The sequence below is a fragment of the Polyangium mundeleinium genome (genome assembly GCF_028369105.1).
GTDB classification, from domain to species: Bacteria; Myxococcota_A; Polyangia; order Polyangiales; family Polyangiaceae; genus Polyangium; species Polyangium mundeleinium.
Genome location: NZ_JAQNDO010000001.1, coordinates 5707019 through 5731159, shown reverse-complemented (window position 1 = coordinate 5731159; position 24141 = coordinate 5707019). Strand labels below are relative to the sequence as shown.

Genomic DNA, 24141 nt, shown 5'->3' with positions numbered 1-24141 from the left:
CCGTTGCCTTGCGGCGGGCTACTTCTTCGTCGTGGTCTTCGTCGTGGTCTTCGTCTTCGTCGTCGAGCCCGTCGCCGTCGTCGTCGGCGTCGGCGTCGGCGCGGCGGCCGTCGTCGTGGGCGTCGCCGCTGCAGTCGGCTGCGGCACCGGCGCCGACTTCACCTCGGCCGCGGTGTTGACCGGCGTCGCCTCCTTCGGCGGGTTCGGATCCGCGGCCGGCACCGGCTCGGCGCCCTTGTCCGCCTCGGAGTGGGCGCCCATGTCGATCGGCTTCGACGAGGCACCTTCGCGCCGGATCCAGACGATCGCCGTCCCCGTGGCGACCTTTCCATACGAGGCATCGGGCAGGCGGATCTCCTCCTCGATCGCCTCGATGACGGCGTCACCGCCTGCCATGCACGCGGACTTGCGGAGCGATCGCAGGCGCTCGGGCTCGGTGCGGGCCCCGGGCTCGCTCTGCACCGGCTCCAGGCGGTGGAACTCCCTGTCGGGCTGGGTCTTGCCCGCGAAGATGGGCATGTCCGTGCAGAACTCGCCCGACGGCGTGCGCATGTCCTGGAAACGCGGAGGCGCCGCGCAGGCAACAAAGATTGCGGCCGTCGCGGCCGAGAAGAGAACGAGACGTTGCATGGCTATTTTCTTACCAGTTTCTATGCACGTCGTGCAACGTCGCGTCGAGGCAAGAGCCACGGAGTGGACACCCTCCCCGGGTCGGGCGGTTTTCCGGCTGGCCTGCGCCCGCCCATGCGGTAGAGAAGGCGCCCCCGAACGAGGACGCGCCATGACCACGCCTGCCCCGGCCGAGCTCCCCCGCGACACGATCCAGGTCCTCCTGCTCGAGAACATCCACCCGAGCGCCACGGAGACCTTCCACGCCTTCAGCGAGGGGCGCTCCTACGCCATCACCAAGAAGAGCAGCGCGCTCAAGGAGGACGAGCTCATCGCCGCCCTCCCGGGCGTGCAGCTCCTCGGCATCCGCAGCAAGACCCGGATCACGGCGCGCGTCGTCGAGAACGCCCGCGACCTGCTCTCCATCGGCTGCTTCTGCATCGGCACGAACCAGGTCGACCTCGTCGCCGCCAACGCCCGCGGCGTGCCGGTCTTCAACGCGCCGTTCAGCAACACGCGCAGCGTCGCCGAGCTCATGATCGGCGAGATCATCCTGCTCGCCCGCCAGCTCGGCGATCGCTCGCGCGAGGTGCACACGGGCGTATGGAAGAAGGTCGCCGCGAATTGCTACGAGGTCCGCGGCAAGGTCCTCGGCATCATCGGCTACGGGCACATCGGCCGTCAGCTCGGCGTGCTCGCGGAGGCCGTCGGCATGCGCGTGCTCTACCACGACATCGCCGCGCGCCTGCCGATGGGCAACAACCGCTCGGTCCCCTCGCTCGCGGCCTTGCTCGCCGAGGCCGACTTCGTCTCGCTCCACGTGCCCGAGACCGCGGAGACGCGCAACATGATCGGCGCGGCCGAACTCGCGAAGATGCGCAAGGGCAGCTACCTGCTCAACGCGAGCCGCGGCACCGTCGTGGACATCCCGGCGCTCGTCGCGGCGCTGAAGAGCGGGCACCTCGCGGGCGCGGCGATCGACGTGTATCCCGAGGAGCCCGAGTCGAACACGGATCAGTTCAAGACCGATCTCCAGAACCTTTCGAACGTCCTGCTCACGCCGCACATCGGCGGCTCGACGGAGGAGGCGCAGGAAGCCATCGGACGCGAGGTCGCGGCGGTGCTCGGCAAGTTCGCGGCGATGGGGGCGACGACGGGCTCGGTGAACTTCCCGCAGGTCGAGCTCCCGCCGGTGAAGGGCACGCACCGCATCCTGAACGTGCACCGAAACGAGCCCGGCGTGCTCCGTGACGTGAACCGCGTCGTCGCCGATCTCAACGCCAACATCGACAGCCAGTTCCTGGCGACCGAGGGCGCGATTGGTTACCTCATCATGGACCTCGAGCAGGACGTCTCCGCCGAGGTGAGCCGCCGGCTCGAGGCATTGCCCTCGAACATCCGGACGCGCGTCGTCTACTGACCCGCCTCGCCCTAAAAAACCTTCCCCGGATTCATGATCCCTAGCGGATCGAGCGCTCGCTTGATCTGGCGCATGATCTCGATCTCGGTCCCGGATCGCGAATACCCGAGGTACTCCTTCTTGAGGAGCCCGATCCCGTGCTCCGCCGAGATCGAGCCCCGGTATTTCCGGACGAGCTCGAACATCATGTGATCGGCCTCGTGCGTCCGCGCGAGGAACGCCGCTTTCTCCATCGCGTCGGGCTTCATCACGTTCACGTGCAGGTTCCCGTCGCCGATGTGCCCGAACAGCGCGATCTCCCAGCCCGGATAACGCGCCTCGAACACGCTCTCGAGCTCCGCGCAGAAGCCTTCGAGCTCCTGGATCGGCAGGGCGATGTCGTTTTTATGGGGCATCCCGGTCGCGCTCAGGCTCTCGCTGATCCCCTCGCGCAGCGTCCAGATCGCGGTCGCCTCGCCCGCGTGTTGCGCGAGCGTCCCGTCCGTCACCACGCCCCGCTCGAACAGCGACCCGATCCACGCTTCGAGCGCCTCCGGCTCGGCCCGCTCCACTTCGAGCAGCACGTAATAGTCGCTCGGCGCCGCGAGCGGCTCGCGCACGCTCCGATGCCGCCGCACCCGCGCCATGCATTTTTCCGTGAAAAACTCGTAGGCCGTGATCACGAACGGCCCCGTGCGCGCCTCCCGAAAGAGCGAAAGCACGCCCGCGAGGTTTGGCACGGCAAACAAGAGCACGTCGAGCTTGCCCGGCAGCCGCGTCAGCTTCAGCGTCGCCTCCGTGATGATCCCGAGCGTCCCCTCGCTCCCGATGAAGAGCTGCCGCAGATCGATCCCCGTGTTGTTTTTCTCCAGCGCGCCGCCGAGCTCGAGCACCTCGCCGCTCGCGAGCACAACCTCGAGCCCGAGCACCCACTGCCGCGTCAACCCGTAGCGGATCACCTTCACGCCGCCTGCGTTCGTGGCGATGTTCCCGCCCACCTGGCTCGATCCCTTCGACGCGAAGTCCACGGGCCAGGTCAGGCCGTGCTCGCCCACGTGCAGATGCACGTCCTCCGTCACCGAGCCGGCCTGCACGCGCACCGTCGCGCCGAGCACGTCCACTGCGTTCATCCGCCGCATCCGCGACAGCGACACGACGACCTCTCCCTTCGCCGCCACCGCGCCCGCCGCGAGCCCCGTCCGTCCGCCCGAGGGCACGACCGGCACCTGAAATGCCGTACAAAGCGTCAGGAGGCGCGACACATCGTCCGTCGTGCGCGGCAACGCCACGGCTGCGGGGCGCGGCTCGTGTACCTTCGTCCAGTCGCGGCCGTACGTGGCCAGATCGGAAGGGTCGACCGAGAGGAAATCGGCCGGGAAATCGCGGGCGACGGCGGCGAGGAACCCTTCGGGCAGCGCGGTCATGGTCGCTCGATACAGTGCCCGCGTCCTCCCTGCAACCGACAAGCGCCGCTTGACGTGACGGGCGCCACGGCTACCACGAGCCCGATGAGTCGCTGGCTCGAACGTACCCACGTCGAGGACGCCTCTTCCGTGCTCCGGCGCGCCATCGCCGCGGGACACTTCCGCGAGGACACGCCGGCCGCTCTCTTCCACGACCTCGGCCGCGTCCGCGCGCGGATTGCCGAGCTCGGCGCGCGTTTCCCCGAAGACACGTTGCACGCCGTCGCGATCAAGGCGAACCCCCTCGTCGAGATCCTCCGCGCGCTCGTCGCGGCGGGCGCGGGCCTCGAAGCCGCGTCGTTCGAAGAAGTCCGCCTTGCGATGGCGGCCGGTTGCCCGCCCTCCCGTATCGTCTTCGACTCGCCCGCGAAGACGAAGGACGAGCTCGCCTGGGCCCTCGCGCTCGGCGTCCGGATCAATGTCGACAATTTCGACGAGCTCGAGCGCATTGCGTCGAGGATTGGACAAACCACGCCTGTACACATCGGCCTGCGCGTCAATCCCCAGGTCGGCGGGGGCACGATCGCGCTCACCAGCGTCGCGACCCGCTCCTCGAAGTTCGGCGTCCCGATCGAACGCCGGAAAGAGATCGTCGCCGCATTCGAGGCGCACCCGTTCCTGTGCGCGCTGCACGTGCACGTCGGCTCGCAAGGCATGCCGCTCGCGAGCCTGGTCGAGGGCGTGCAGCGTGTGTATTCGCTGCGATCCGAAATCGAGGCGCGCACCTCGCCGGGCCGCGTCCGCACCTTCGATCTCGGCGGCGGCCTGCCCGTCGCCTATCGGCCCGACGACGCGCCGATCCCGCTCTCCGCGTACGTCGACGCATTAAAGGCAACCATCCCCGGGCTCTTCGCCGGCGACCTCGGGCTCGTGACGGAGTTTGGCCGGGCCATTCACGCGACGGCCGGCTGGGCTGCGAGCCGCGTCGAATACGTCAAGCAGGCCGGCGGCGAGCGCCTCGCCGTGATCCACCTCGGCGCCGATCTCCTGGTCCGGCGCGCCTATTGCCCGGACGAATGGCACCACGAGATCGCGGTCCTCGACGCCGAAGGGCGGCCCAAGGGTGGACAGGCGGAGCCCGTCACGATCGTCGGCCCCCTCTGCTTTTCGGGCGACGTCCTCGCCAAGGGCCTCGCCCTCCCTCGCATCGATCCGGGCGATTTCGTGCTCATCCACGACGTCGGCGCCTACACGCTCGGCATGTGGTCGCGCCATTGCAGCCGCGGCCTGCCGCTCGTCCTCGGGTATGACGGAGATACCCTCTCCGTCCTGAAAGACCGTGAAACCCCGGACGACGTCGTCGCCTTCTGGAGCCGCTCCCGCGAAGAACCTCCCGGAAGCGATCCGTAACCCCCTCTATCGCCGCGTTCCCTGCGGAATCCTGTGCGGCCCGTGCTCCTGCTTCACCCAGAGCCGGAGGTGCGGCGCGCCTTCGGGGTCCTCCTCCACGATCTCGTAATCGGGCGGCATCTTCCCGCCGAACCCCTGGTACGTCACCACGCGCATCCCGGGCGGCGCGGCTTCGAGCGCAGCCTCGATCCGCGTCACGTCCTCCTGGAACCGCTCCAGCGAAAGCGGCACCGCGCCGTCCATTTGCCACGACGGCGCGACCAGGTTCTCCTCGAACGGGTTGTAGAAATAGAGCGCGTCGAAATACGAAAAGTCGATGTCCTCGATCGTCCCGTGCACGAGCCGCGCGTTCCTCGCGCCCACGGCCGCAATCACCTCGCGGCCCACGTCGACGAGCGCCCGCCTGTGCTCGACCCCGACGAAAATGCTCTCCGTGACGAGCGCGCCGACGAGGCAGAATTTTCCCACGCCTGCGCCCACGTCGAGCACGCGCGCCCGCCCCTCGGGCGCGCAGAGCTGGGCCGCGCGCACCGCGACGGAGGCGGGTGTCCAGAATCGTGACGAGAGTTCGCGGATGTCTGCGGGATACAGCGTGTCCAGCGCCTCGTCGGTCACTGGCTCGCCGGCGCGGAGCGCCTCGATCGTTTCCCACTGGGACGCAGAGAGCACGAGGGTGCCTGGACGGTGATGCGGAAGAACGGCGCGCATGCGCGGTTCATCGGACGCGGGATCCGGGACCGGGAGCCCTCCGGAGGGGCGCTCGCGGCCGCTTTACCGAATGATGAGCTCCTGGATCCGTCCGCGCCCCGTGCCCTTGCAGTTGATGGCGCGTGATGCGCCCACGGCGGCGAGCTCGAAGCCGTCCCCATAGAGCGAGTACACCTCGGGCGCCGACGAATTCGAGAGGAGCACGCGCACGCCGCGCTCCTTGAGCTCGCGTGCCACGTCACGCAGCCTCTGCTGCTCGCGCATCCCGAACCCGCCGCTCGTGTACGACGTGAAGCTCGACGAGGCCGAGAGCGGCACGTAAGGCGGATCGAAATACACGAAGTCGCCCGCCCGCGCCCGCGCGGCGACGTCCTCGAACGAAGCGACACGGATCGAGGCGTGTTTCAGGGCCCGCGAGCAGGCGCGGAGGTTTTCCGCGTCGCAGATCGTGGGGTTCTGGTAATCGCCGAACGGCACGTTGTACTGGTTTGCCCGGTTCACCCGGTACAGCCCGTTGAACCCCGTGCGGTTCAGGTAAATGAACCAGGCGGCCACCTCCACGTCGGTCTTCGTGTCGATGTCGCTCGCGCGCAACTTCATGAAGAATTCGCGATCGTGCGGGTAGGACGCGAGCCTGTCGATCACGTCCTCGACGGCGTCGCGCACGCCGAGGTACGTGCGCACGAGCCGCTCGTTCGTATCGCTGAGCTCGGCGCGCTCGGGCATGAGGTGGAAGAAGAGCGCGCCGCCCCCGACGAAGGGCTCGTGGTACGTATTGAAGCGCGACGGAATGCGCGGCTCGAGCTCGTGGATGAGCTGCCGTTTTCCGCCGACCCACTTGATGAACGGTTTTGCCGTCCCCGGCTCGATTTCACGAATGTCCGGACGCGGCTTTCCGCGGGCCTTGAGGGGCCCGGGACGGACGGACGGAAGGGGAACTGCGGCCGGGGTGGGGAGCGGTCGAATCGCGCGCTCGAGCATGTGGATACCCCAGCACCTACAATGGGGAATCGAGCTCGGCAAAACTTTCGATCAAAGAAGTTCGGGACAGATTCTATCGCTGAAAACTTGTCCCGGATTCGTGCGCTGAAAACTTGTCCCTGAACAACCGATCGGGTTTCACGGGTTCAGGGCTTCGGAATGCGGAGCGTCTTCGATATCATTGCGCTGCCGCTCACCGCGAAGAGCAAAACGATCGGGTGCAGCTCCCACGGCCCGAGCGCGACGGCCCCGCCCGGCAGCGCCGCGCCGATGAGCCCGTGCGCCGAGAACGCGCCGAAGAGCGCCACGAGCGCGAGGCTCGTCGGGATCGGCGTCCCCTCGTAATACTTCACCTTCCCGCCCTCGTCGGCGAGCTGGCTCGCCGTCGCGTTGTACCGCGCGAGCCTGCTGATGCCGCAGGCCACGAAATACACGAGCGCGATCGCGTCCCAGCCCCCGCGCATCCCGAGCCCGAACGCGAGCGCGGCCGGGGCCACGCCGAACGACACGAGGTCCGCGAGCGAGTCGAGCTCTTGCCCGAGCATCGAGACCTCGCGCCGCGCCCGGGCCACGCGCCCGTCGAGGAAGTCGCAGAACAACGCGACCGGGAGCAGCCCGAAGGCGAGCCGGAGAAACGTGACGTCGCCCGAAGCCACGTACTTCATCGTCGCCAGCATCGACCCGGTGCCGGCAAAGCCATTGCCGAGGGTCAAGAAATCCGCGACCTGAAAGTCACGGATCATCGAGAAGCGGCGGCGCCTTTGCTTCTTCATGGCAGCGCTGGCATCCATGGCACAACGTGGGCGCGCGGCCAAGATCCCCCGCACGGAGTCGCCCCGCGCCTTGACATCCCGCGGGCTTCCGTCAGACCCTCGACGCCCTGGACGACGCCCGCCCGCCGAGGCGTTCCCGGTCTGCCATGGCCCCCAAGACCCCGCGCCTGCTCACCCGCCTCGCCCCGGTCCTCGCCCTCCTCGTCGCCGCCGCGTGCGACCCGCCCAAGCACGAACCCGCCGCCTCCGCGCCCGCGTCCGCCGCCGTCACCGCTTCCGCGCGCGCCTCCGCTCCCGCTGCCGCCTCCGCTTCCGCCGTCACCCCGGCCTCCGCCTCCGCCGCTCCTGCGTTCGGCCCCTTTGGTGAGCTCGTTCGCTCCCTCTCCGAGCCGGGAGGTGACTTCATCTCGGACAACCTCATCTCGAACGAGACCTCGTACCTCCAGACCGCCGACGCGCTCGCGGCGCGGCCCGCAGGAGGCGTCTACCTCGGCGTCGGGCCCGAGCAGAATTTTACGTATCTCGCCCTCACCCGCCCGCGCCTCGCGTTCATCGTCGACATCCGCCGGGACAACCTCCTCCAGCACCTTTATTATCGATTCCTCTTCGAGGAGGCCGAGAGCCGCTCCCATTTCCTCGCCTTGCTCGTCGGCAGGCCCTACGACGCGGCCACGGCCCCGCCCGCGACCGCGGACGTCGACGCCGTCCTGAAACACGCCGAGACGAAAGCGCCGGATCCGAAGCTCTTCGCCACGACCGTCGATCGGGCCATGAAGCGCATGCAAGAGGCGTACGGCGTCACGCTCACGGACAAGGACAAACGCTCGCTCGCGCGGATGACGCAGGTCTTTTTCGACAAACAGCTCGACCTCCGGTTCGAGCTCAAGGAAAACTCCGGCCGCAAATACCCCTCGCTGCGGGAGCTCGTCGGCGCGGCGGATCCGGCGGGCAAGAAGCGCGGGTTCCTCGCGACGGACGAGGCCTTCCGGTTCGTCCAGACGATGGAGCGCGAGGGCCGCGTGGTCCCCGTCGTCGGCGACTTCGCGGGCGACGGCGCATTCCCCGCCATCGCCGCGTTCCTCCAGAAAAACGATCTCCGCGTGAGCACACTTTACGTATCCAACGTCGAGCAATACCTGCTCGAACCGCCCACGTGGTCGAAATGGATCCGGAACGTCGCCGCCCTCCCGCGCGCAGACGACGCGCTCTTCCTGCGCTGTTACCTCGACCAGGGCAAGAAGCACCCGAAGCAGATGGAAGGCCACCGCACGGCCACCGTGCTCGCGAAGATCGACGATTTCGTCACGCGCGAGCAGAAGACCCCAACGCGATCGTGGTTCAAGATCGCGACCGAAGGCAACCTCGACTAAAACGGGGACGAGCGCGCGCGCGGGGCTCTGCCCCGCACCCCGGAAGGGGCTGTCCGCCCCCTTCACCCCGGACCAGGCACGGCCTGGACCGAAGGCGTAGAATCCGCGCGATGCGCGGTTTCTACAACGGGTCCGTGGCAAGACCACGAGCGACCTCGCCCACCAAGACAGCAGCGCTGCCCTAGGTGCTGGGAACGTCTTCCCTGCGACAGCGCGCGTCCAGGGCTTGCGTGTGCTCGCGGACGGCGGGCGCCCCGATAACGAGCCGCGTGGGGGTGCCGCGCGCTTGACGATCGGGCTTTATGCGCACCGTACCACATCATCTCTTGACATTCGGGAGGTTCCCGATTGAGATCCCCCGCGGAGGATTCTTCGTGCACAGATCTATGTTGTTGCAATTCGGATGGACGCTCGTCTGCGCCTCGCTGATCGGCATCGCGGGATGCGGCCCGGCTGGCGGCGAGTCGAGCGGCAGCGGCGCCAACGGCCAGGGCGGCGACGCCGGGAGCGGCGGTGACGGGGGAAACAACCCCTCCGGAACCGGCGGGATGGGACAGGGCGGCGGGGGCGGCGAGTGCACGGATCAATGCAGCGCGGGGCAGACGCAGTGCTCGAACACGCAGCTCCAGACGTGCGCGCTCCAGGCCAATGGTTGCCACGATTGGTCCACGCCGCAGGGCTGTCCCACCTTCCAGACGTGCTCCGGCGGGCAGTGCGTCTCGTCCTGCACCGATCAGTGCTCCGCGGGAGAGACGCAGTGTTCCGGGGCGAACGTCCAGTCCTGCGCGCTCCAGGCGAACGGCTGCTACGATTGGAACCCGGCGCAGGCATGTCCCACGTTCCAGACCTGCTCCGCCGGCCAATGCGCGCTCGCGTGCACGGACACGTGCACGAATGGCGCCACGCAATGCGCGAACGGGCAGATCCAGAGCTGCGGCCTGCAGGTCAATGGCTGCTATGACTGGAACCCTGCGCAGAACTGCCCGACGTTCCAGACCTGCAATGGCGGCCAGTGCGTCAGCTCGTGCACCGATCAATGCATGGGCGGCGCGACGCAGTGTTCGGGTCCGCAGGTCCAGACGTGCGGGCTCCAGGCGAACGGCTGTTACGACTGGAACCCCGGCGCGAGCTGCCCCTCGGGCCAGGCCTGCGAGGCCGGAGCCTGCGCCTCCCAGTGCGACGACAAGTGCACGCAGGGACAAACCAAGTGCTCGGGGACGCAGGTGCAGTCCTGCGCGATGCAGCCGACCGGCTGCTACGACTGGGCCGCGCCGATGGCCTGCCCGTCGCCGCAGATCTGCCAGGGAAGCGCGTGCGCCTCGTCGACGTGCGTGCAGAACGACCTGCGCTGCAACGGCAACCTCCTCGAGGTCTGCAACGGCAGCAACCAGTGGCAAACCCAGCAGGTCTGCGCGCAGGCGTGCGACCCGGCGATGAAGGCCTGCACGGGCACGACCGCCTGCGTGGCCGGCTCGCGGCGCTGCAACGGCCTGCAGACGCAGGTCTGCAACTCCACCGGCACCGCGTGGCTCACGGTCGAGACGTGCGCCATCGCCTGCGACAACGGGAGCGGCCTCTGCGCCGGCGCCTGCGAGGCGGGCGACAAGCGCTGCAATGGCAACACGCCCGAGACCTGCAACCCCACGGGCACCGCCTGGACGCAGGGGCAAACCTGCGCGACGTATTGCTTCAACGGTGACTGCGCGCAGCCGAGCCTGGTCATCGACGCCAACGCCAACGCCACGCTCGACGGCGAACAGGTCTTCGCGGGCGACGTGACCATCATCAACTCGAGCGTGCTCACGGTCCCCTCGGGCAAGCTCGTGATCCGCGCGAAGAACTTCGTCCTCGACGCGAGCTCGCAGATCGTCGTGACCCCGACGGGCGACGATCCGCGCGGCAAGGGCGGCGATGGCTCGAACTCGGCCTCCTGCCTCGCGGCGGGGCTCTGCACCGCCACCGGAACGAAACCCTCCACCGGCGGCGGCTACGGCGGGTCGACGAACTCCATCAGCACGCAACTGAGCTGCTACTACAACGGCTATCGGTACTGCAACGTCACGACGGCGGGAGGCTCCTCGTACGCCATCGCCGACGACGAGGCCGCGGCGGGCTCTTCCGGCGGTAGCTGCACGGGCAACACCGGCGGCAAGGGCGGCGGCATGCTCGTGATCTACGCCGAGAACATCACGATCGCCGGCCAGGTCACCGTCAACGGCCAAAGCGCATCCGGCTGCGCCAGCGGCGGCTCCGGCGGCGGCGTCCTGCTCCGCGCGACGAACGACCTCAAGTTCTCCGGCTCCATCTCCACCGCGGGCGGCAACGGCGGCGCGAGCGGCGGCGCCGGCACCAATGGCGCGGTCAAGCTGTTCTACGGCAACTCGAAGACGCTGACCGGCTCGGTCGTGGCCTCGAAGTTCGAGTCCTACATGGCGCCGTTCGACGTCTCGTCGTCCACGCACCCGAGCTCCAACCTCTGGTACAACGACGGGTATCCGTCCTTCGAGCTCGCGTGGAGCAAGCCGTTCACCGCGTCGGCCGGCTACTACTACAAGCTCAACACCACCTACGGCTTCGTTCCGAACTCCGCGAACGCCAGCTACAAGCCGGAGGAGAGCATGCTCTACACGCCGGCCGACCTCGCCGTCGGGACGAACTACTTCCACATCAGCACGCTCGGGCCCTTCGCCAACTTCGGCACTGTCGAGTCGCGCTTCGTCGTCAACATCAACGCGACCACGCCCGCGGTGTCCTCGTCGAGCCACACGAGCCCGTCGACCTGGTACACGAACAACTCGCCGTACTTCGCGTGGACGCTGCCGAAGGCGGACGAGAACACGAAGAACTTCTACTGGGAGTTCGATCCCTACGCGACGACCATGCCGGATCACGACTCGAACAAGATCCCCATGGATCTGACGAGCCCGCAGAACTCGAAGCAGATCCTCCTGCCCGGCAAGGCCAACGGCATCTGGTTCTTCCACCTGATCGCCGAGGACACGATGGGGAACCTGACGAAAAACGCCACGCACTTCCGCGTCCAGATCGGCACCGATCCGGGCAAGGGCAGCGTGTCGGGCACGGTCACCGACGCGATGACGGGCCAGTTCGTGTCGGGCGCGACGGTCACCCTGAACCGCGGCATGCACGACGGGTCGACCAACGCGAGCGGCGGCTTCGCCTTCGCGAACTCGGTCTTCGCGCAGCAATATGAGGTGCGCGTGAGCAAGGCGGGATATCAGGACATGGTCAAGACGGTCACGGTCACCATCGGACAAACCGCGACCGTGAACTTCGCGCTCCAGCCCTGACCCGGAACGACCCACCCCTCCGCGGCCGGGACGAACCCGTCCCGGCCGCGCTCCCCTCCCTCGCCGGATCCCGTCAATTGCAGGTGAGCTGCGGCTGCACCGGCGTCGCTTTCAAAAGGACGGCCGTGCCATCGCCGATCTGCCCGGCGTCGTTGCGCCCCCATACGTAGACCAGGCCGTCGGCCGTGAGCGCGAAGCTGTGCTGCGCGTCCGGACCCGCCGCGATGGTCTTGATCGCCGGCAGGCCGGTGACCTGCGCCGGCGTCGATCGTGGCGACGTGCTGCCATCGCCGAGCTGCCCGTTCTGGTTATCGCCCCAGGTCCATAGGGTCCCGTCGCTCCGGAGCGCCATGCTGTGCAGATCGCCTGCAGCGATGGCCACCACGTCGGAGAGCCCCTGCACCTGCACGGGCGTATTTCGCTGCGTGGTGGTGCCGTCGCCGAGCTGACCGCTCGTATTCTGGCCCCAGGCCCATACGGTCTTGTCGGACTTCAGCAACAAGCTATGCCCCTGCCCGGCCGCCACGGCCACGGCCCCCGTGATGCCTTGCACCTGCACGGCCGTATTTCGTTGCATCGTGGTGCCGTCGCCGAGCTGGCCATACAGATTCAATCCCCAGGCCCACGCCGATCCATCCGCCCGAAGCGCCAGGTTGTGGAGCTGTCCGGACGCGACGATGGCCACATTGGCGAGGTTCTGCACCTGGATGGGCGCCGTGCGATTGTTGACGCTCCCATCGCCGAGCTGACCGTTCGTATTCTGCCCCCAAGCCCATACCGCGCCGGCCTTGGTGAGCGCCAGCGAATGGTAAGAGCCCGCAGTGACGGTGAGGATCTCGGCGAGGTTCTGCACCAGCACCGGCGTATTCCGTTGCGTGGTGGACCCGTCGCCGAGCTGTCCATAAAGATTCGAGCCCCAGGCTCGGACCGTGCCATCGCTCTTGACCGATACCGCGTGGACACGACCCGCGGCGATACGCAAGGCTCCCGTCAGCCCCTTGACCTGCACCGGCGTGGGCTGATTGTTCGTGGTCCCTTCGCCGAGCTGGCCCGAGGCGTTGCTCCCCCAGGCCATGACCGTGCCCTCGCCCCGCACCGCCAAGCTATGCCCGCGACCGCCGGCCACGTCGACGAGGCAAGGCCCTTTTTCGCAGGTGGGACCCGTATATCCGGGGGCACAAACGCATACGAAGGCGCCATCCGTGTTCGTGCAGGTCGCGTTCGCGCTACACGGGTTCGACGCGCACTCGTCGATGTCCTCGCATTTCGTGGGCTCGCCGCTACATGTGAAGCCCTGCTCCGTGGAGCACGTGGCCGAGCAACCGTCACCGTCCGCCGTATTGCCGTCGTCGCAGTCCTCGCCACCGCCGACGATCCCATCCCCACATTCCTGGCTGCCCTCCCCTCCGGAGCCCCCCTCGCCAATCGTCCCGGAGGCCCGCGCGCAGCCCCCGCCCGATGTTCCCAGCACGCCCGAGAGGAGCGCCCCGCTCAGCAACGTGGCCAGCGCTGTCCAGCTCGTCATCGTTCGAATTTGGTCCACTGCTCGACTCCTCCCTCTGGATCTCGCCGCGTACCACGTCCATGTACCCGGTTCCAGATGGCCTTTCCATCTGCCGTGCGCGGAGCTGGATCGCCTTTGCCCCTTCAAAGACCCAGCGCGAGCCCGCTCTTGTTGCGCGGCTCGGCGGAGCCCGTCCATACGCCACCCGGACCCCGCACGATCGACGGCGCGTCTGCGATCGCGTCCCACGCCTCGCATTTGTGCCCGCGCGCGCCGAGCACCCGCAGTACGTCCTCCGGCAGCCCGCCTTCCTCGATGAAAATCTGATCGGGCAAATGTTGATGATGCACCCGCGGCGCGCCCACCGCCGCGGTCGCGCCCATTCCGTGATCGAGCACGTTCGTGATCACCGCGAGCGCGGCCGAGATGATCGTCGGCCCGCCGGCCGCGCCCGTCACGATCCGCACAGCGCCGTCCGGCCCCACCACGATCGTCGGCGTCATCGACGAGAGCATCCGCTTGCCCGGCGCGACCGCGTTCGCCTCGCCCTGCACGAGGCCAAAGACATTGGGCTTTCCGGGTTCGGTCGCGAAATCGTCCATCTCATTGTTCAGGAGAAACCCCCCGCCCCGCACGACCACGGCCGAGCCGAGGGATGTATTGATCGTCGTCGTCAACGCCACGGCCGCGCCGCTGCGATCGACGATGGAGAAATGGGTCGTGTGTTTTTTCTCGTTCGCGCCCCCGCGCCCGGGCCCGACCTCGGACGAGGGCGTCGCGCGGGCCGGATCGATCGAGGCGCGCGCCTGCTGAAGGGCCTCCGCCGAGAGAAACTCGCCCGTCGGAACCGGCACGAACGCGGGATCCCCGAGGAAATGGTTTCTCTTGGCGAACGCGCGCCGCGACGTCTCCACCGTGACGTGCAGCGCCTCCGTCGAAAGAAACCCCATCTTCCCGAGATCGTAGCCCTCGAGCAGGCCGAGCGTGAATGCGAGCACGAGCCCGCCGGACGAGGGCGGCGGCATCGCGAACACCTTGTGCCCGCGATACTCCATCTCGACCGGCGTCCGCCAGACCGGCCGATAGGCCGCGAGATCCTCGGCCGTCACGATCCCCCCGCCCGCCTTCATCTCCTCGACGAGGAGTTTTGCCGTCTCGCCCTCGTAAAACCCCGGCGCCCCGCGCTCCGCAATCCGCGCGAGCACCTGCGCGAGCTCCGGGTTTTTCAGAACCGCCCCCACGCCGAGCGGCTTTCCCCCCGGCATGAACATCGCGGCGGAGGCCGGGAACCGGGCGATGTCCACCGCGCGATCCCGGAGGATCTCGGCGAGCCCCTCGTCCACGACGAACCCCTCTTCCGCGAGCCGGATCGCGGGCGCGACGAGCTCCTTCCACGGGCGTTTTCCGTACGTACGATGCGCCTCCCATAACCCGGCCACCGCGCCCGGCACCCCCGCGGCGAGGTGACCGACGAGCGACGCGCCGGTTTTCCCGAAGAACATCTCCCGTGTCGCCTTCGCCGGCGCGGTCTCGCGGAAATCGAGCGCGCGCACCTCGCCTTTTTCCGCGCGTACGACCATGAATCCCCCGCCGCCGACGTTCCCCGCCTGCGGGAGCACCACGGCGAGCGCGAATGCCACACCCACCGCCGCGTCCACTGCGCTCCCGCCCTTGCGGAGGATCTCCACGCCCACGCGCGTCGCATCGGCCGCGTCGCTCGTGACCATGCCCTCGCGCCCCGACGCGGGCGCGGCGCGCAGATCGAAGCGCCACTTCGCGGGAACACGCGCAAGCGCGGGCACCGCGGCAGGCGAGGACACGGCCACCGGCACCTCCGGGGGCTTTGTGCCTTCGCCGCACGAGGCCGCGAGGATGGAGGAAACGAGGAAAGTGGCGCGGGCGAGGAGCCGGCGCGCAGCAGCGTTGGCGTTCACGGGCGCTACATACCACGCGCATCGCGAAGACTCGCATCGATCCTACGATCGCCTTCATGCCGCCACGCGACTCGCGTAAGGATGGACAGCAACCGCGGAGGTCCTCCATGCGATCTTTCTTTTCGTCCATCGCCCTCGCCACGCTCGCCTGCAGCACGCTCCTCACCGCCTGCGGAGGCAATGGCGGCGAAATCGGAAACGGAAGCGGCGCCGGAAGCGGAAGCGGCGCCGGAAGCGGCAGCGGTGGCGGAGGCGGTAGCGGCGGTAGCGGCGGCGCAGGCGGTAGCGGTGGCGGCGGCGGCAACGCCTCGATGGGCTGCGCGCCGCCGAGCGAGCTTGTCGACGTCTCCAGCCCGACCGCCGTCATCGGCACGGGGACGCCCGCGAGCTGCACCGAAGCGGCGCTCGACGCGGCGATCACGAACGGCGGCGTCATCGTCTTCGATTGTGGCCCCGACCCGGTCACCATCCTCCTGAGCAACGCAAAGACCATCCAAGCCGACACCGTCGTCGACGGCGGCGGCCGCGTCACCTTGAGCGGCGCCAAGACGACCCGCATTTTCGAGATGGACACGAAAAACTTCGAGGCCACGAGCCCCACCCTCACCGTGCAACGCCTCACGCTCCGCGACGGCAAAGCCTCGGGCACGGCCATTCCGCTCGGCACCGACATCGACGGCGGCGGCGGCGCCATCTACCACGTCGGCGGCAACGTCAGCGTCGTCGACTGCGTTTTTCTGGACAACGAGGCCGCGCTGGAGGGCCCGGACGTCGCGGGCGGCGCCATTTACAGCATCGGCCGGGGCACGCTCCGCGTCACGGGCAGCCGCTTCTCGGGCAACCGCGCCTCGAACGGCGGGGCCCTCGGCGCGCTCGGCGCAGCGATCCTCCTCGCGGACAGCACGATCGAAGACAACCGGGCCACGGGCTACGGCGCCAATTCCGTCGAGCCGAATGGCCAGCAGATCGGCCGCGGCGGCAATGGCGGCGCGATCTGCATGGATGGGCAGGGGCGGACGCTCTCGATCTGCGGCACGCTCGTCCAGAACAACCAGGGCCGCGCCTACGGCGGCGCGCTCTTTCGCACCGGCTACGAGACCGAACCCACGATCATCGATCGTTCGACCTTCGACGGGAACTCCATCGTGGATCAAAACGACGCCGTGGGAATGCCGAGCAGCGCCGGCGGCCTCTACATCCAGGGCACGCACGTCACGATGACCGCGTCGACGGTCTCGAACAACCAATCCGAGGCCGTCGCGGGCCTCTGGATCCTCGGCCACGGCGAGACGCCCGCCATCGCCGACCTCACGAACGTCACCCTCACGGGCAACACGACCTATTCCCGCGCCGATTTCACGACCCGTGGCATCGGCGGCGGCCTCTACATCGGCGAAAAGACCACCGGCAAGCTCACGAACTGCACCATCGTCGGCAACGCGGCCCAGTTCGCCTCGGGCATCGCCAACGTCTCGAACCTCGAGCTCCACAACACGATCCTCCACAACGACGCGGAGAACCCGTACACGCCCCTCAACTGCACGGGCAGCGCCTACGCGCAGCCGCCCGGCACCGGCACGAACAACCTTCAATGGCCCATCGGCATCAAAGACGACATGGATTGCACGCCGGGCATCTCCCGCATGGATCCGCTCCTCGGCGACCTCGCCGACAACGGCGGACCCACACGGACGATCGCGCCCCAGGCGGGGAGCCCCGCGATCGGCGCGGGCACCGATTGCCCGCCCACCGATCAACGGGGCAACCCCCGCAATCCGGCGCAGTGCACGCTGGGCGCTTACGAACCCTGACGCATTCGATCACGCGCGCCCGCGCTCAACTCACGCCGACGCGCGCGGCCGGGAGCCGGAAGCAGAACCGGCTCCCCCGCGGCGCGCCGTCGTCGATCCAGCTCGTGCCGCCGTGCGCCTCGACGGCCATTTTGCAAAAGGCGAGCCCGAGCCCCCACCCCGTGCGGCCCTTCTCATCGAGCCGCACGTACCGATCGAAAATGCGCTGGCGCATGTCGGCCGGGACCCCGGGGCCCTCATCGCAGACGGCGACCGTCACCCACGCGGCGTCCGCGTGCGCCTCGATGCGCACCGTGCTCTTCGTGGGGCTGTAACGAATCGCGTTGTCGACGAGGTTCTGCAGCGTGCGCCCAAGGAACTCTCGATCGGCCCACAGCGCGCCCTCGGGCACATCACACGACACCTCGATCCGCTGCTCGCGTTTCTCGGCGAGCGGCAAGAGCAGCTCGCGGATCTCGGCAATCAGCCCGCCGAGATCCACGATGGCGTAACGCGGCACGAGCCTGCCCTCCTGGCTCTGCGCGATATCGAGCACGTTCGCCGCCGTGCGGACGATACGCTCCGCGGAGGAACATACGACGCCCCAGCGGCGCCGCTCCGCGGGCCCGAGGTCGGGGCTCCGAAGCTGCAAAGAAGCGGCGAGCACGATGGCGGCGGCGGGGCTCTTGAGATCGTGCACGACGAGCGCGCTCAGCTCCTCCTTTTGCCGCTGAAGCTCGAGCAGCGCCGCGTGCTCCTCGGCGAGCCTTTGGCTCTTCTCCTCGAGCTCGCGCGTCCGGTCCTGGACGCGTTTCTCCAGCTCGGCGTAGACCTCGATATTCTCCATCGCCACCGAGGTGCTATTGGCGAGCGCCTGGAGGAGCGCGAGCTCGTACGGCGTCGTTTGGTGCCGCGTCGCCCAGTAATTGCCGATGGCGCCGATGGGCGCCTTCGTCCGGATGGGGACCATGCACAGGCTCTTCACGAACGTCGGCCGATACGCCTCGAAAGGGATGCGAGGATCCTCGTAGATGTCCTCGATGGTGACGGCCTCGCGGTGGAGCATCGACCAGCCGCTGATGCACGCGGTCATCGGGAATCGCCGGCCTTTCCAGAGCGGCTCGATGGCGTTCTCCTCCGCGTAGTAGCAGAGGTCGCCGTCCCGCAGGACGAACGTCGCGCCGTCGGCGCCGGTGAGCTCCCGGGCCGCCTTCCGCACGACCTCCATGAGGGCCGGCATGTCGCGCGCGAGCGATAGATCCTGGACAACGCCGACGAGAGAGACCGGCGAAGGCTCCCGCCCATCCCCGAGACGCGCGGGCTCGACCAGACTGCGAACAGCAGCCGTCATCTTCATTTGATACGGCAGAGCCAAGGCCGTGACAAGCTCGCTCTCCGACACGCCGTTCGATTCGGAAGAACCCCGCCCCCCGCAGAAGCACGAGGACACCTGCTCGTTCACCGCCGAAGGACAATCCACGTCCCCGGCTCGCTCGGGCGTGCGTCCGCGCTCGACCAGCCGTCGGGGACGGGCGGATCCGTCCAGGCAAACACGATCGACGCGTCCTCGGGCGAGAGGTTGATGCAACCGCCGCTCTTCGGGCTGCCGAAATCCTCGTGCCAGTACGCCGCGTGAATCGCGAAGGGATTTCGGAAGTATTGCACCCAGGGCACGTCGGCGATCCAGAACGACGAGGGATCCGGGGTCGCCTCGCTCGTGAGTGGCGCCGCGCGGTATTTCACGGCGATCCGGTAACTCCCGAGCGGCGAAAACGCCCCGCGGACGAGCTCCTCCGTGGTCGCCTTCGGCGACTCCGTCACGCCCCCCGCGCCCGCGACATCAACGTCGAATACACCGCGCGGCGCCCCTCGAACAACGTCATCGTCCCGCGCGAGAGCGAGACGTCGATCCATTTCTCGTCGGCCCCCACCATCCGAGGCCACGCCTCCGGCGCGGCGACCACGGAAACGTCGCGCGCCCGCGCATACGTCGGCCCCGGCTCGCGTGTCTCCCAGTAGAGCTCCCCCTCGTGCGTGATGGACGTCCCCGACAACCGCACGAACGTACGCGGCGCCCACGTCTCGCCCGTCGCGACGAATGCGCCGCTCGCCTCGCGCTTGTGCTTCGTCCGCGCCGTCTTGCGGAACCAGCCGATGGGCAAGGGATTGTTGCTGCCGATGGCGACCCCGCGGAAGGCGCTCGGGCGGAACGGGCGCATGCGATCGGCGGGGACGAGCGTCAGATCGGGCGCGAGCAGGAAGGTGCGTCCCTCGACGTCGAACGCGTGCGAAAACGAGAGCATGGATCCGTGCGGGATCTCCTTGCGCACGAGGCCGCCGCGCCGGCCCGCGGGCACGGGTGCCTCCTTTCCGCCAAGCAAAAACTCCGGAATGGAATCCCGCGGCGGCGTGGGCGCGAGATCGGCGAGATCCTCGTGCCCGTCCATCGAGCGGCGCACCCGCGCGAGCTCCGCCACGGGCCGCAGCCGCCGCTCGGTCCGGGCCTGCTCGCTCGGCGTGGGGGCCCGGCCGTACATCGGCGCCCGCGTGGAAAACGCGTAGTCGTACGGACGTGGGCCCTCCCGCGGGGCGGCGAGCGCGAGCGCGCGGAAGCGGGGATCGTCGAGGTTGCGGGTGATGGTCTCGTCCTCGCAGATGAACCCGCGGGGCGCGACGGGATAAAAGCGGCCGCTCTTGCAGCCGCCGAGCTGCGAAGGCGGCACCTCGACGGGCTCGTCGCTCGTGAGGAGGACGATCGTCCCCGGACGAACCTCGCCGATCCGGCGCTTTCGGGAGCGATCCTGGTAGATGAAGGTGGTGAAGCCGATGGAGCCGAGCCGCGGTGGCTCGTCGTCTGCAGGCGCTTCCGCGTCCGCTGCTGCGTCCGCTGCCGCATCCGCTGCCGCATCCGCATCCGCTCCTGCTTCTGCGCCCGCATCGGGCACGGGCGCGGCCTTGGGGCCGCCGCAGCCGACCGCGAGCGCGAGCAGGAGCGTGAGGCGGGATCGGATCAATGCGAGGCGAGGATCTCCGCGATGCTCGAGTACCGGCTCGGCGCGCGCGTGCCGTAGTGCAAAAGACCGCCGCCGGCCGTCATCCACGACTCGTCGAAGCGGCCGTCGGGGGACTGGATCCGCACGAGGTGATCCCCGTTGTCGAACGCCCAGTGCCGGCCGTGCGGATCGAAGTGATCGATGAGCGCGCCCTGGCGCGTGCGGATGTGGAACTGATCCGAGGGGATGTCCCACGTCCGATCCACGACGAACTCGTAGATCTGCCAGATGTTGCCCGAGGGCAGCACGCCCCAGTCCGTGTTCAGACCCGCGTCGTTCGGCAGCCCGAAGACCCGGTAGTCCCCGAAGCGCCGCGCCGCGTCCCAGAGATCGCCGTTGCGGCTGGAGTCATGGTGCAGCGTGATCATCGACTTGCGCACCAGGCCAAAACCCTTCGTGTCCGTGTAGTCGTCGTACGTGCGCCGGAAGATGTGCTCGCAGAGCTGATCGGCGCCCGCCGAGAAGCCCACCGTGAGCAGGCCGCGCGCCTTGCGCTCGTGCAGGATCCGCCCGAACAGCCCGGGCTCGCCGTTGAAGCGCGCGCCGAGCTCCTTGTAGCGGTGCAACCCCGTCACGCTGTGACCGCCGCCGAGGATCACGACCTCCGACGACCACAGGGAATGCCAGAACGTCTCGACGTCCTCGGCGCGCAGGCCGCTGTTCCAGTAAAACGGCAGGTACTCGAGGCCAAACCGATCGTAGAAGCTGAAGAAATACCGGAAGTTGCCCCAGGCGAACTCCTGGCGTTCGTACTCGCTCCCGTTCTGCGGGGTCTCGGACATCGGAAGGAACAGGATCCGCCTGTTGTCCTCGCCGCGCAGCGCGCGCTGCACGATGAAGTGATCGTGGATCAGGTCGGATCGGTCGTGCGAGCTGTAGACGAGCGAGGTGCCTTTCATGGTCGGGGCAGAGTAGAGTCCCGGAAGGCGCCGTTCGTCAAGGCAGTCGTGACGGAACGTGATCAGTCCATGAAGAGCATCAAGGAGAGCGCGGAGAGCCGCTCGACATCGCTCCACGAGGCGAGCCCGCGGCCGACCTGAAGCTCCACCTCCTCCGGCTGCCAGCGCCCGTCACAACGCTTGCGCCCCACGTACACCGGTCCGCGGCGCCCGAGGTCGAGCTCACACTGCCCGAGCACCACACGCGCGCGCTCGTCGCTCATCGCGACCTCCACGTTCCTCCCGTAGACGAGCCCACGCGCCGTGACCACGCGTTCTTCACGCGCGATGGCGAGCTCGAACGGCAGCGACGACGCGAGCCCGCGCACGCGATCGCCCTCGATGCGCATGTCGACGAGCCGACCGTAGACGCGCCCGCGCAGCGCGTGATCGTCGGCTTCGGTGTAACGGCCGAGGTTCACGTCGAGCCCGAGCACCCCGCCCGCGTTCACCTGACCGCCGATGACCTCGCGGCCGTGACTGAAGACGGCGAAGCGATTGTAGTCCCGGGGTTCGTCGTAGAGCTCCTCTTGCGAGGGGAAGTTCGACGGAACCGCACACCCCAGGGGAACGACGAGCGCGAAGAGCGACAACATCCACGTTCGCACGAGCACCTCCCTCGGCCGGAAATCACGCGACGCTCGGGCAAGCCGAGCTGCACCCCGAACCCCCGCGATTCTGCCACGGGATGCAGCCCTTGAAAACCCTCGCGACGCGTGAGCATCATGCGCGCCGATGAAGCACTCGCGCACCTCCCCTCTCGCCGTTCTGCCCGTGCTCCTCGCCGCCTGCGCCGGCGCGCCGCCGGCCCCGCCCGAAGGCGGCGAGGGCGCGCCCCCGCCTGCGACGACGACGACGACGACCGCCGAGGTCAAACCCGACGCGCCCGCGAACAAGGCCGCGTTCCCCTACCCGAAGGCGCGCAAGGTCGACGCGGCGGACACGTTCTTCGGCGTCAAGGTGGCCGATCCGTACCGGTGGCTCGAGGACGAACGTTCGCCCGAGGTGCAAACGTGGGTGAAGGCCCAGGACGAGCTCGCGCGCGCCGAGCTCGCGAAGCTGCCGAAGCGCGAGGCGTTCGCCGAGAAGCTCCGCGCGCTCTCGTACCTCGAATTCGTGAGCCCGCCGCTCCGCCGCGGAAAACGTTCGTTCTGGTCACATCGGCCCGCCGACAAGGAGAAGAGCACGATCTACTGGCGCGAGGGCGAGAAGGGGGAGCAGCGCGTCCTCATCGACGTCGCCTCGCTCAGCGCGGATGGCTCGACGTCGCTCGGCGCGTGGGTGCCCTCGTACGACGGCAAATGGGTCGCGTACATCGCGCACCCGAACAACGCGGACGCGGGCGAGCTCCGCGTGCGTGAAGTCGCGACGGGCAAGGACAGCACGATCGACACGATCCCGGGCGCCGAATACGCCCACCCGCTCTGGACGCCGAAGAGCGACGGTTTTTACTACGTCTCGATCCCGGTGGACGCGAAGATCCCGGCCTCGGAGCTCCCGGGCTACTCCGAGGTGCGCTTCCACAGCCTCGGCAAGAAGGCGGACACCGACACGCTCGTGCTGCCGAAGAACGGCGATCCCGAGACCGAGCTCGAAGCGCGGCTCTCGCGGGACGGCCATTTCCTCGTGGTCAACGTCCTGCACGGCGGCAACGTGAGCGGCATCAAGTTCCTCGACCTGCGCAAGAAGGGCGCGGCCTGGGTTGATCTCGTGAAGGGCTACGAGGGCTCGATGAGCGCCTTCGCCTACAAGAACGTGATTTACCTCCGCACCACGGAGGGCTCGCCGCACGGACGCATCTTTGCGATCGATCCGGCCAAACCCGCGCGCGACCAGTGGAAGGAGATCGTGCCCGAGTCGAAGGACGCGGTGCTCCAGGAGGCGTCGATCGTCGGCGGCCACCTCGCGCTCGACTACCTGCGCAAGGCGTCGAGCGAGATCGAGATCTGGAGCACGGCGGGCAAGAAGGTGCACGCGATCAAGCTGCCCGGCATCGGCACGACGAGCGGCCTCTTCGGCGAGCCGGACGAGGATCGCGCCTACTACATGTTCACCTCGTTCACCTACCCGACCTCGATCTTCGAGGCGAGCATCAAGACCGGCGAGAGCAAGCTCTTTTACGCGCTCAAGGCGCCCGTCGATCCGGCGCCGTACGTGGTCGAGCAGGTCTTTTACCCGTCGAAGGACGGCACGCAGGTCTCGATGTTCGTCGTCCGCAAGAAGGACGCCCCGAAAAACGGATCGACGCCCTTCCTCCTCACGGGGTACGGCGGCTTCAACATCAGCAAGACCCCGACCTTCTCGCCGATGCTCTACACGTGGCTGGAGAACGGCGGCGGCCTCGCCCTGCCGAACCTGCGCGGCGGCGCCGAGTACGGCGAGGAATGGCATCGCGGCGGGATGCTGACGAAAAAGCAAAACGTGTTCGACGATTTCATCGCCGCGGCCGAGTGGCTGGTGAAGGAAAAGCTCACCGCGACCGATCGCCTCGTCGTGTATGGCGGTTCGAATGGCGGCCTGCTCGTCGGCGCGGTGGCGAACCAGCGGCCGGACCTCTTCAGCGCCGTGCTTTGCGCGGTGCCCGTGCTCGACATGATCCGGTATCCGCTGTTCGGCGACGGGAAGACGTGGGTCGCCGAGTATGGCTCGCCCAAGGAGGAGAGCCTGTTCAAGGCGCTGTTCGCGTATTCGCCGTACCACAACGTCAAGCCCGGGACGAAGTACCCGGCGTTCTTGATGTTGTCGGCGGACGCGGATGATCGCGTGCATCCGCTGCACGCGTGGAAGACGACGGCGGCGCTCCAGGCGGCGCAGGCGGGGGATCAGCCGGTCCTGATGCGCGTGGAGAAACATTCGGGGCACGGCGGCGCGGATATGGTGAAGAGCCGCGTGGAGCAGGGGGTCGATATGCTCGCGTTTGCGTTCGGGCACGTGGCGCATTGAGAGAGAGGCGGCAGC

At 68.3% G+C, this 24141-nt stretch carries 18 protein-coding genes; 6 read left to right on the top strand and 12 right to left on the bottom strand.

Going from position 1 to position 24141, the window contains the following annotated elements; genetic code table 11:
* Nucleotides 1-18: 18 nt before the first annotated feature.
* The gene (locus POL67_RS22850; protein WP_271920447.1) at nt 19-630 is read right to left on the bottom strand and encodes a hypothetical protein; all 612 of its coding nucleotides are present in this window, start codon (nt 628-630) and stop codon (nt 19-21) included.
* Nucleotides 631-781: 151 nt separating this feature from the next.
* Between POL67_RS22850 and serA the strand changes: the two genes are divergently transcribed.
* Complete coding sequence (gene serA, locus POL67_RS22845) at nt 782-2029, top strand: phosphoglycerate dehydrogenase (RefSeq protein WP_271920445.1); 1248 nt, start codon at nt 782-784, stop codon at nt 2027-2029.
* A gap of 11 nt (nt 2030-2040) precedes the next feature.
* Here the strand turns inward: serA and POL67_RS22840 are convergent, their stop codons facing one another.
* Complete coding sequence (locus POL67_RS22840; protein ID WP_271920443.1) at nt 2041-3432, bottom strand: FAD-binding oxidoreductase; 1392 nt, start codon at nt 3430-3432, stop codon at nt 2041-2043.
* Between the two features lie 84 nt (nt 3433-3516).
* On the opposite strand from POL67_RS22840, the gene POL67_RS22835 reads away from it, so the two are divergent.
* Nucleotides 3517-4821, top strand: a complete 1305-nt coding sequence (locus POL67_RS22835) for a type III PLP-dependent enzyme domain-containing protein (protein ID WP_271920441.1) — start codon at nt 3517-3519, stop codon at nt 4819-4821.
* Between the two features lie 6 nt (nt 4822-4827).
* On the opposite strand, the gene POL67_RS22830 is transcribed toward POL67_RS22835, so the two are convergent.
* From POL67_RS22830 to POL67_RS22820, 3 genes are all read right to left on the bottom strand, one after another.
* The gene (locus POL67_RS22830; protein WP_271920439.1) at nt 4828-5529 is read right to left on the bottom strand and encodes a class I SAM-dependent methyltransferase; all 702 of its coding nucleotides are present in this window, start codon (nt 5527-5529) and stop codon (nt 4828-4830) included.
* Nucleotides 5530-5592: 63 nt separating this feature from the next.
* Nucleotides 5593-6510 carry a DNA adenine methylase gene (locus POL67_RS22825; protein WP_271920435.1) on the bottom strand — a complete coding sequence of 306 codons (918 nt, stop codon included), beginning with the start codon at nt 6508-6510 and terminating at the stop codon, nt 5593-5595.
* Nucleotides 6511-6656: 146 nt separating this feature from the next.
* Complete coding sequence (locus POL67_RS22820) at nt 6657-7283, bottom strand: CDP-alcohol phosphatidyltransferase family protein (protein WP_271920432.1); 627 nt, start codon at nt 7281-7283, stop codon at nt 6657-6659.
* 146 nt (nt 7284-7429) lie between these two features.
* Between POL67_RS22820 and POL67_RS22815 the strand changes: the two genes are divergently transcribed.
* Entirely contained in the window at nt 7430-8653 is a 1224-nt protein-coding gene (locus POL67_RS22815; protein WP_271920430.1) for an LIC_10091 family protein, read from the top strand.
* 374 nt (nt 8654-9027) lie between these two features.
* Nucleotides 9028-11964 (top strand): carboxypeptidase-like regulatory domain-containing protein, encoded by a 2937-nt coding sequence (locus POL67_RS53690; RefSeq protein WP_271920427.1) that lies wholly within the window; start codon nt 9028-9030, stop codon nt 11962-11964.
* 73 nt (nt 11965-12037) lie between these two features.
* Here POL67_RS53690 and POL67_RS22805 read toward each other — a convergent pair whose 3' ends face one another.
* A complete protein-coding gene (locus tag POL67_RS22805) occupies nt 12038-13489 on the bottom strand; it encodes an RCC1 domain-containing protein (RefSeq protein ID WP_271920425.1) in 1452 nt (483 codons plus the stop codon).
* 122 nt (nt 13490-13611) lie between these two features.
* Nucleotides 13612-15402, bottom strand: a complete 1791-nt coding sequence (ggt, locus tag POL67_RS22800; RefSeq protein WP_271920423.1) for a gamma-glutamyltransferase — start codon at nt 15400-15402, stop codon at nt 13612-13614.
* A 107-nt stretch (nt 15403-15509) separates the two neighbouring features.
* On the opposite strand from ggt, the gene POL67_RS22795 reads away from it, so the two are divergent.
* The gene (locus tag POL67_RS22795) at nt 15510-17213 is read left to right on the top strand and encodes a choice-of-anchor Q domain-containing protein (RefSeq protein WP_271920421.1); all 1704 of its coding nucleotides are present in this window, start codon (nt 15510-15512) and stop codon (nt 17211-17213) included.
* Between the two features lie 25 nt (nt 17214-17238).
* Here POL67_RS22795 and POL67_RS22790 read toward each other — a convergent pair whose 3' ends face one another.
* The 5 genes from POL67_RS22790 to POL67_RS22770 form a co-directional block, all read right to left on the bottom strand.
* Nucleotides 17239-18543, bottom strand: a complete 1305-nt coding sequence (locus tag POL67_RS22790) for a GAF domain-containing sensor histidine kinase (protein WP_271920420.1) — start codon at nt 18541-18543, stop codon at nt 17239-17241.
* Between the two features lie 107 nt (nt 18544-18650).
* Nucleotides 18651-19013 carry a L,D-transpeptidase gene (locus tag POL67_RS22785; protein ID WP_271920418.1) on the bottom strand — a complete coding sequence of 121 codons (363 nt, stop codon included), beginning with the start codon at nt 19011-19013 and terminating at the stop codon, nt 18651-18653.
* Entirely contained in the window at nt 19010-20206 is a 1197-nt protein-coding gene (locus tag POL67_RS22780) for a hypothetical protein (protein ID WP_271920416.1), read from the bottom strand. Before POL67_RS22780 ends, POL67_RS22785 begins: the two co-directional genes overlap by 4 nt.
* Entirely contained in the window at nt 20203-21144 is a 942-nt protein-coding gene (locus tag POL67_RS22775) for a type 1 glutamine amidotransferase family protein (RefSeq protein WP_271920414.1), read from the bottom strand. Before POL67_RS22775 ends, POL67_RS22780 begins: the two co-directional genes overlap by 4 nt.
* Nucleotides 21145-21206: 62 nt before the next feature.
* Entirely contained in the window at nt 21207-21791 is a 585-nt protein-coding gene (locus POL67_RS22770) for a hypothetical protein (protein WP_271920412.1), read from the bottom strand.
* Nucleotides 21792-21918: 127 nt separating this feature from the next.
* On the opposite strand from POL67_RS22770, the gene POL67_RS22765 reads away from it, so the two are divergent.
* The gene (locus POL67_RS22765; RefSeq protein WP_271920410.1) at nt 21919-24126 is read left to right on the top strand and encodes a prolyl oligopeptidase family serine peptidase; all 2208 of its coding nucleotides are present in this window, start codon (nt 21919-21921) and stop codon (nt 24124-24126) included.
* Nucleotides 24127-24141 lie beyond the last annotated feature (15 nt).

Coding starts and splice junctions, on each gene's coding strand:
- POL67_RS22820 (WP_271920432.1), bottom strand. CDS start 7,283: ATGAAGAAGCAAAGGCGCCGCCGCTTCTCGATGATCCGTGACTTTCAG.
- POL67_RS22830 (WP_271920439.1), bottom strand. CDS start 5,529: ATGCGCGCCGTTCTTCCGCATCACCGTCCAGGCACCCTCGTGCTCTCT.
- POL67_RS22835 (WP_271920441.1), top strand. CDS start 3,517: ATGAGTCGCTGGCTCGAACGTACCCACGTCGAGGACGCCTCTTCCGTG.
- POL67_RS22825 (WP_271920435.1), bottom strand. CDS start 6,510: ATGCTCGAGCGCGCGATTCGACCGCTCCCCACCCCGGCCGCAGTTCCC.
- POL67_RS22790 (WP_271920420.1), bottom strand. CDS start 18,543: ATGACGGCTGCTGTTCGCAGTCTGGTCGAGCCCGCGCGTCTCGGGGAT.
- POL67_RS22805 (WP_271920425.1), bottom strand. CDS start 13,489: ATGACGAGCTGGACAGCGCTGGCCACGTTGCTGAGCGGGGCGCTCCTC.
- POL67_RS22840 (WP_271920443.1), bottom strand. CDS start 3,432: ATGACCGCGCTGCCCGAAGGGTTCCTCGCCGCCGTCGCCCGCGATTTC.
- POL67_RS22765 (WP_271920410.1), top strand. CDS start 21,919: ATGAAGCACTCGCGCACCTCCCCTCTCGCCGTTCTGCCCGTGCTCCTC.
- POL67_RS22775 (WP_271920414.1), bottom strand. CDS start 21,144: ATGAAAGGCACCTCGCTCGTCTACAGCTCGCACGACCGATCCGACCTG.
- POL67_RS22795 (WP_271920421.1), top strand. CDS start 15,510: ATGCGATCTTTCTTTTCGTCCATCGCCCTCGCCACGCTCGCCTGCAGC.
- POL67_RS22815 (WP_271920430.1), top strand. CDS start 7,430: ATGGCCCCCAAGACCCCGCGCCTGCTCACCCGCCTCGCCCCGGTCCTC.
- POL67_RS22850 (WP_271920447.1), bottom strand. CDS start 630: ATGCAACGTCTCGTTCTCTTCTCGGCCGCGACGGCCGCAATCTTTGTT.
- serA (WP_271920445.1), top strand. CDS start 782: ATGACCACGCCTGCCCCGGCCGAGCTCCCCCGCGACACGATCCAGGTC.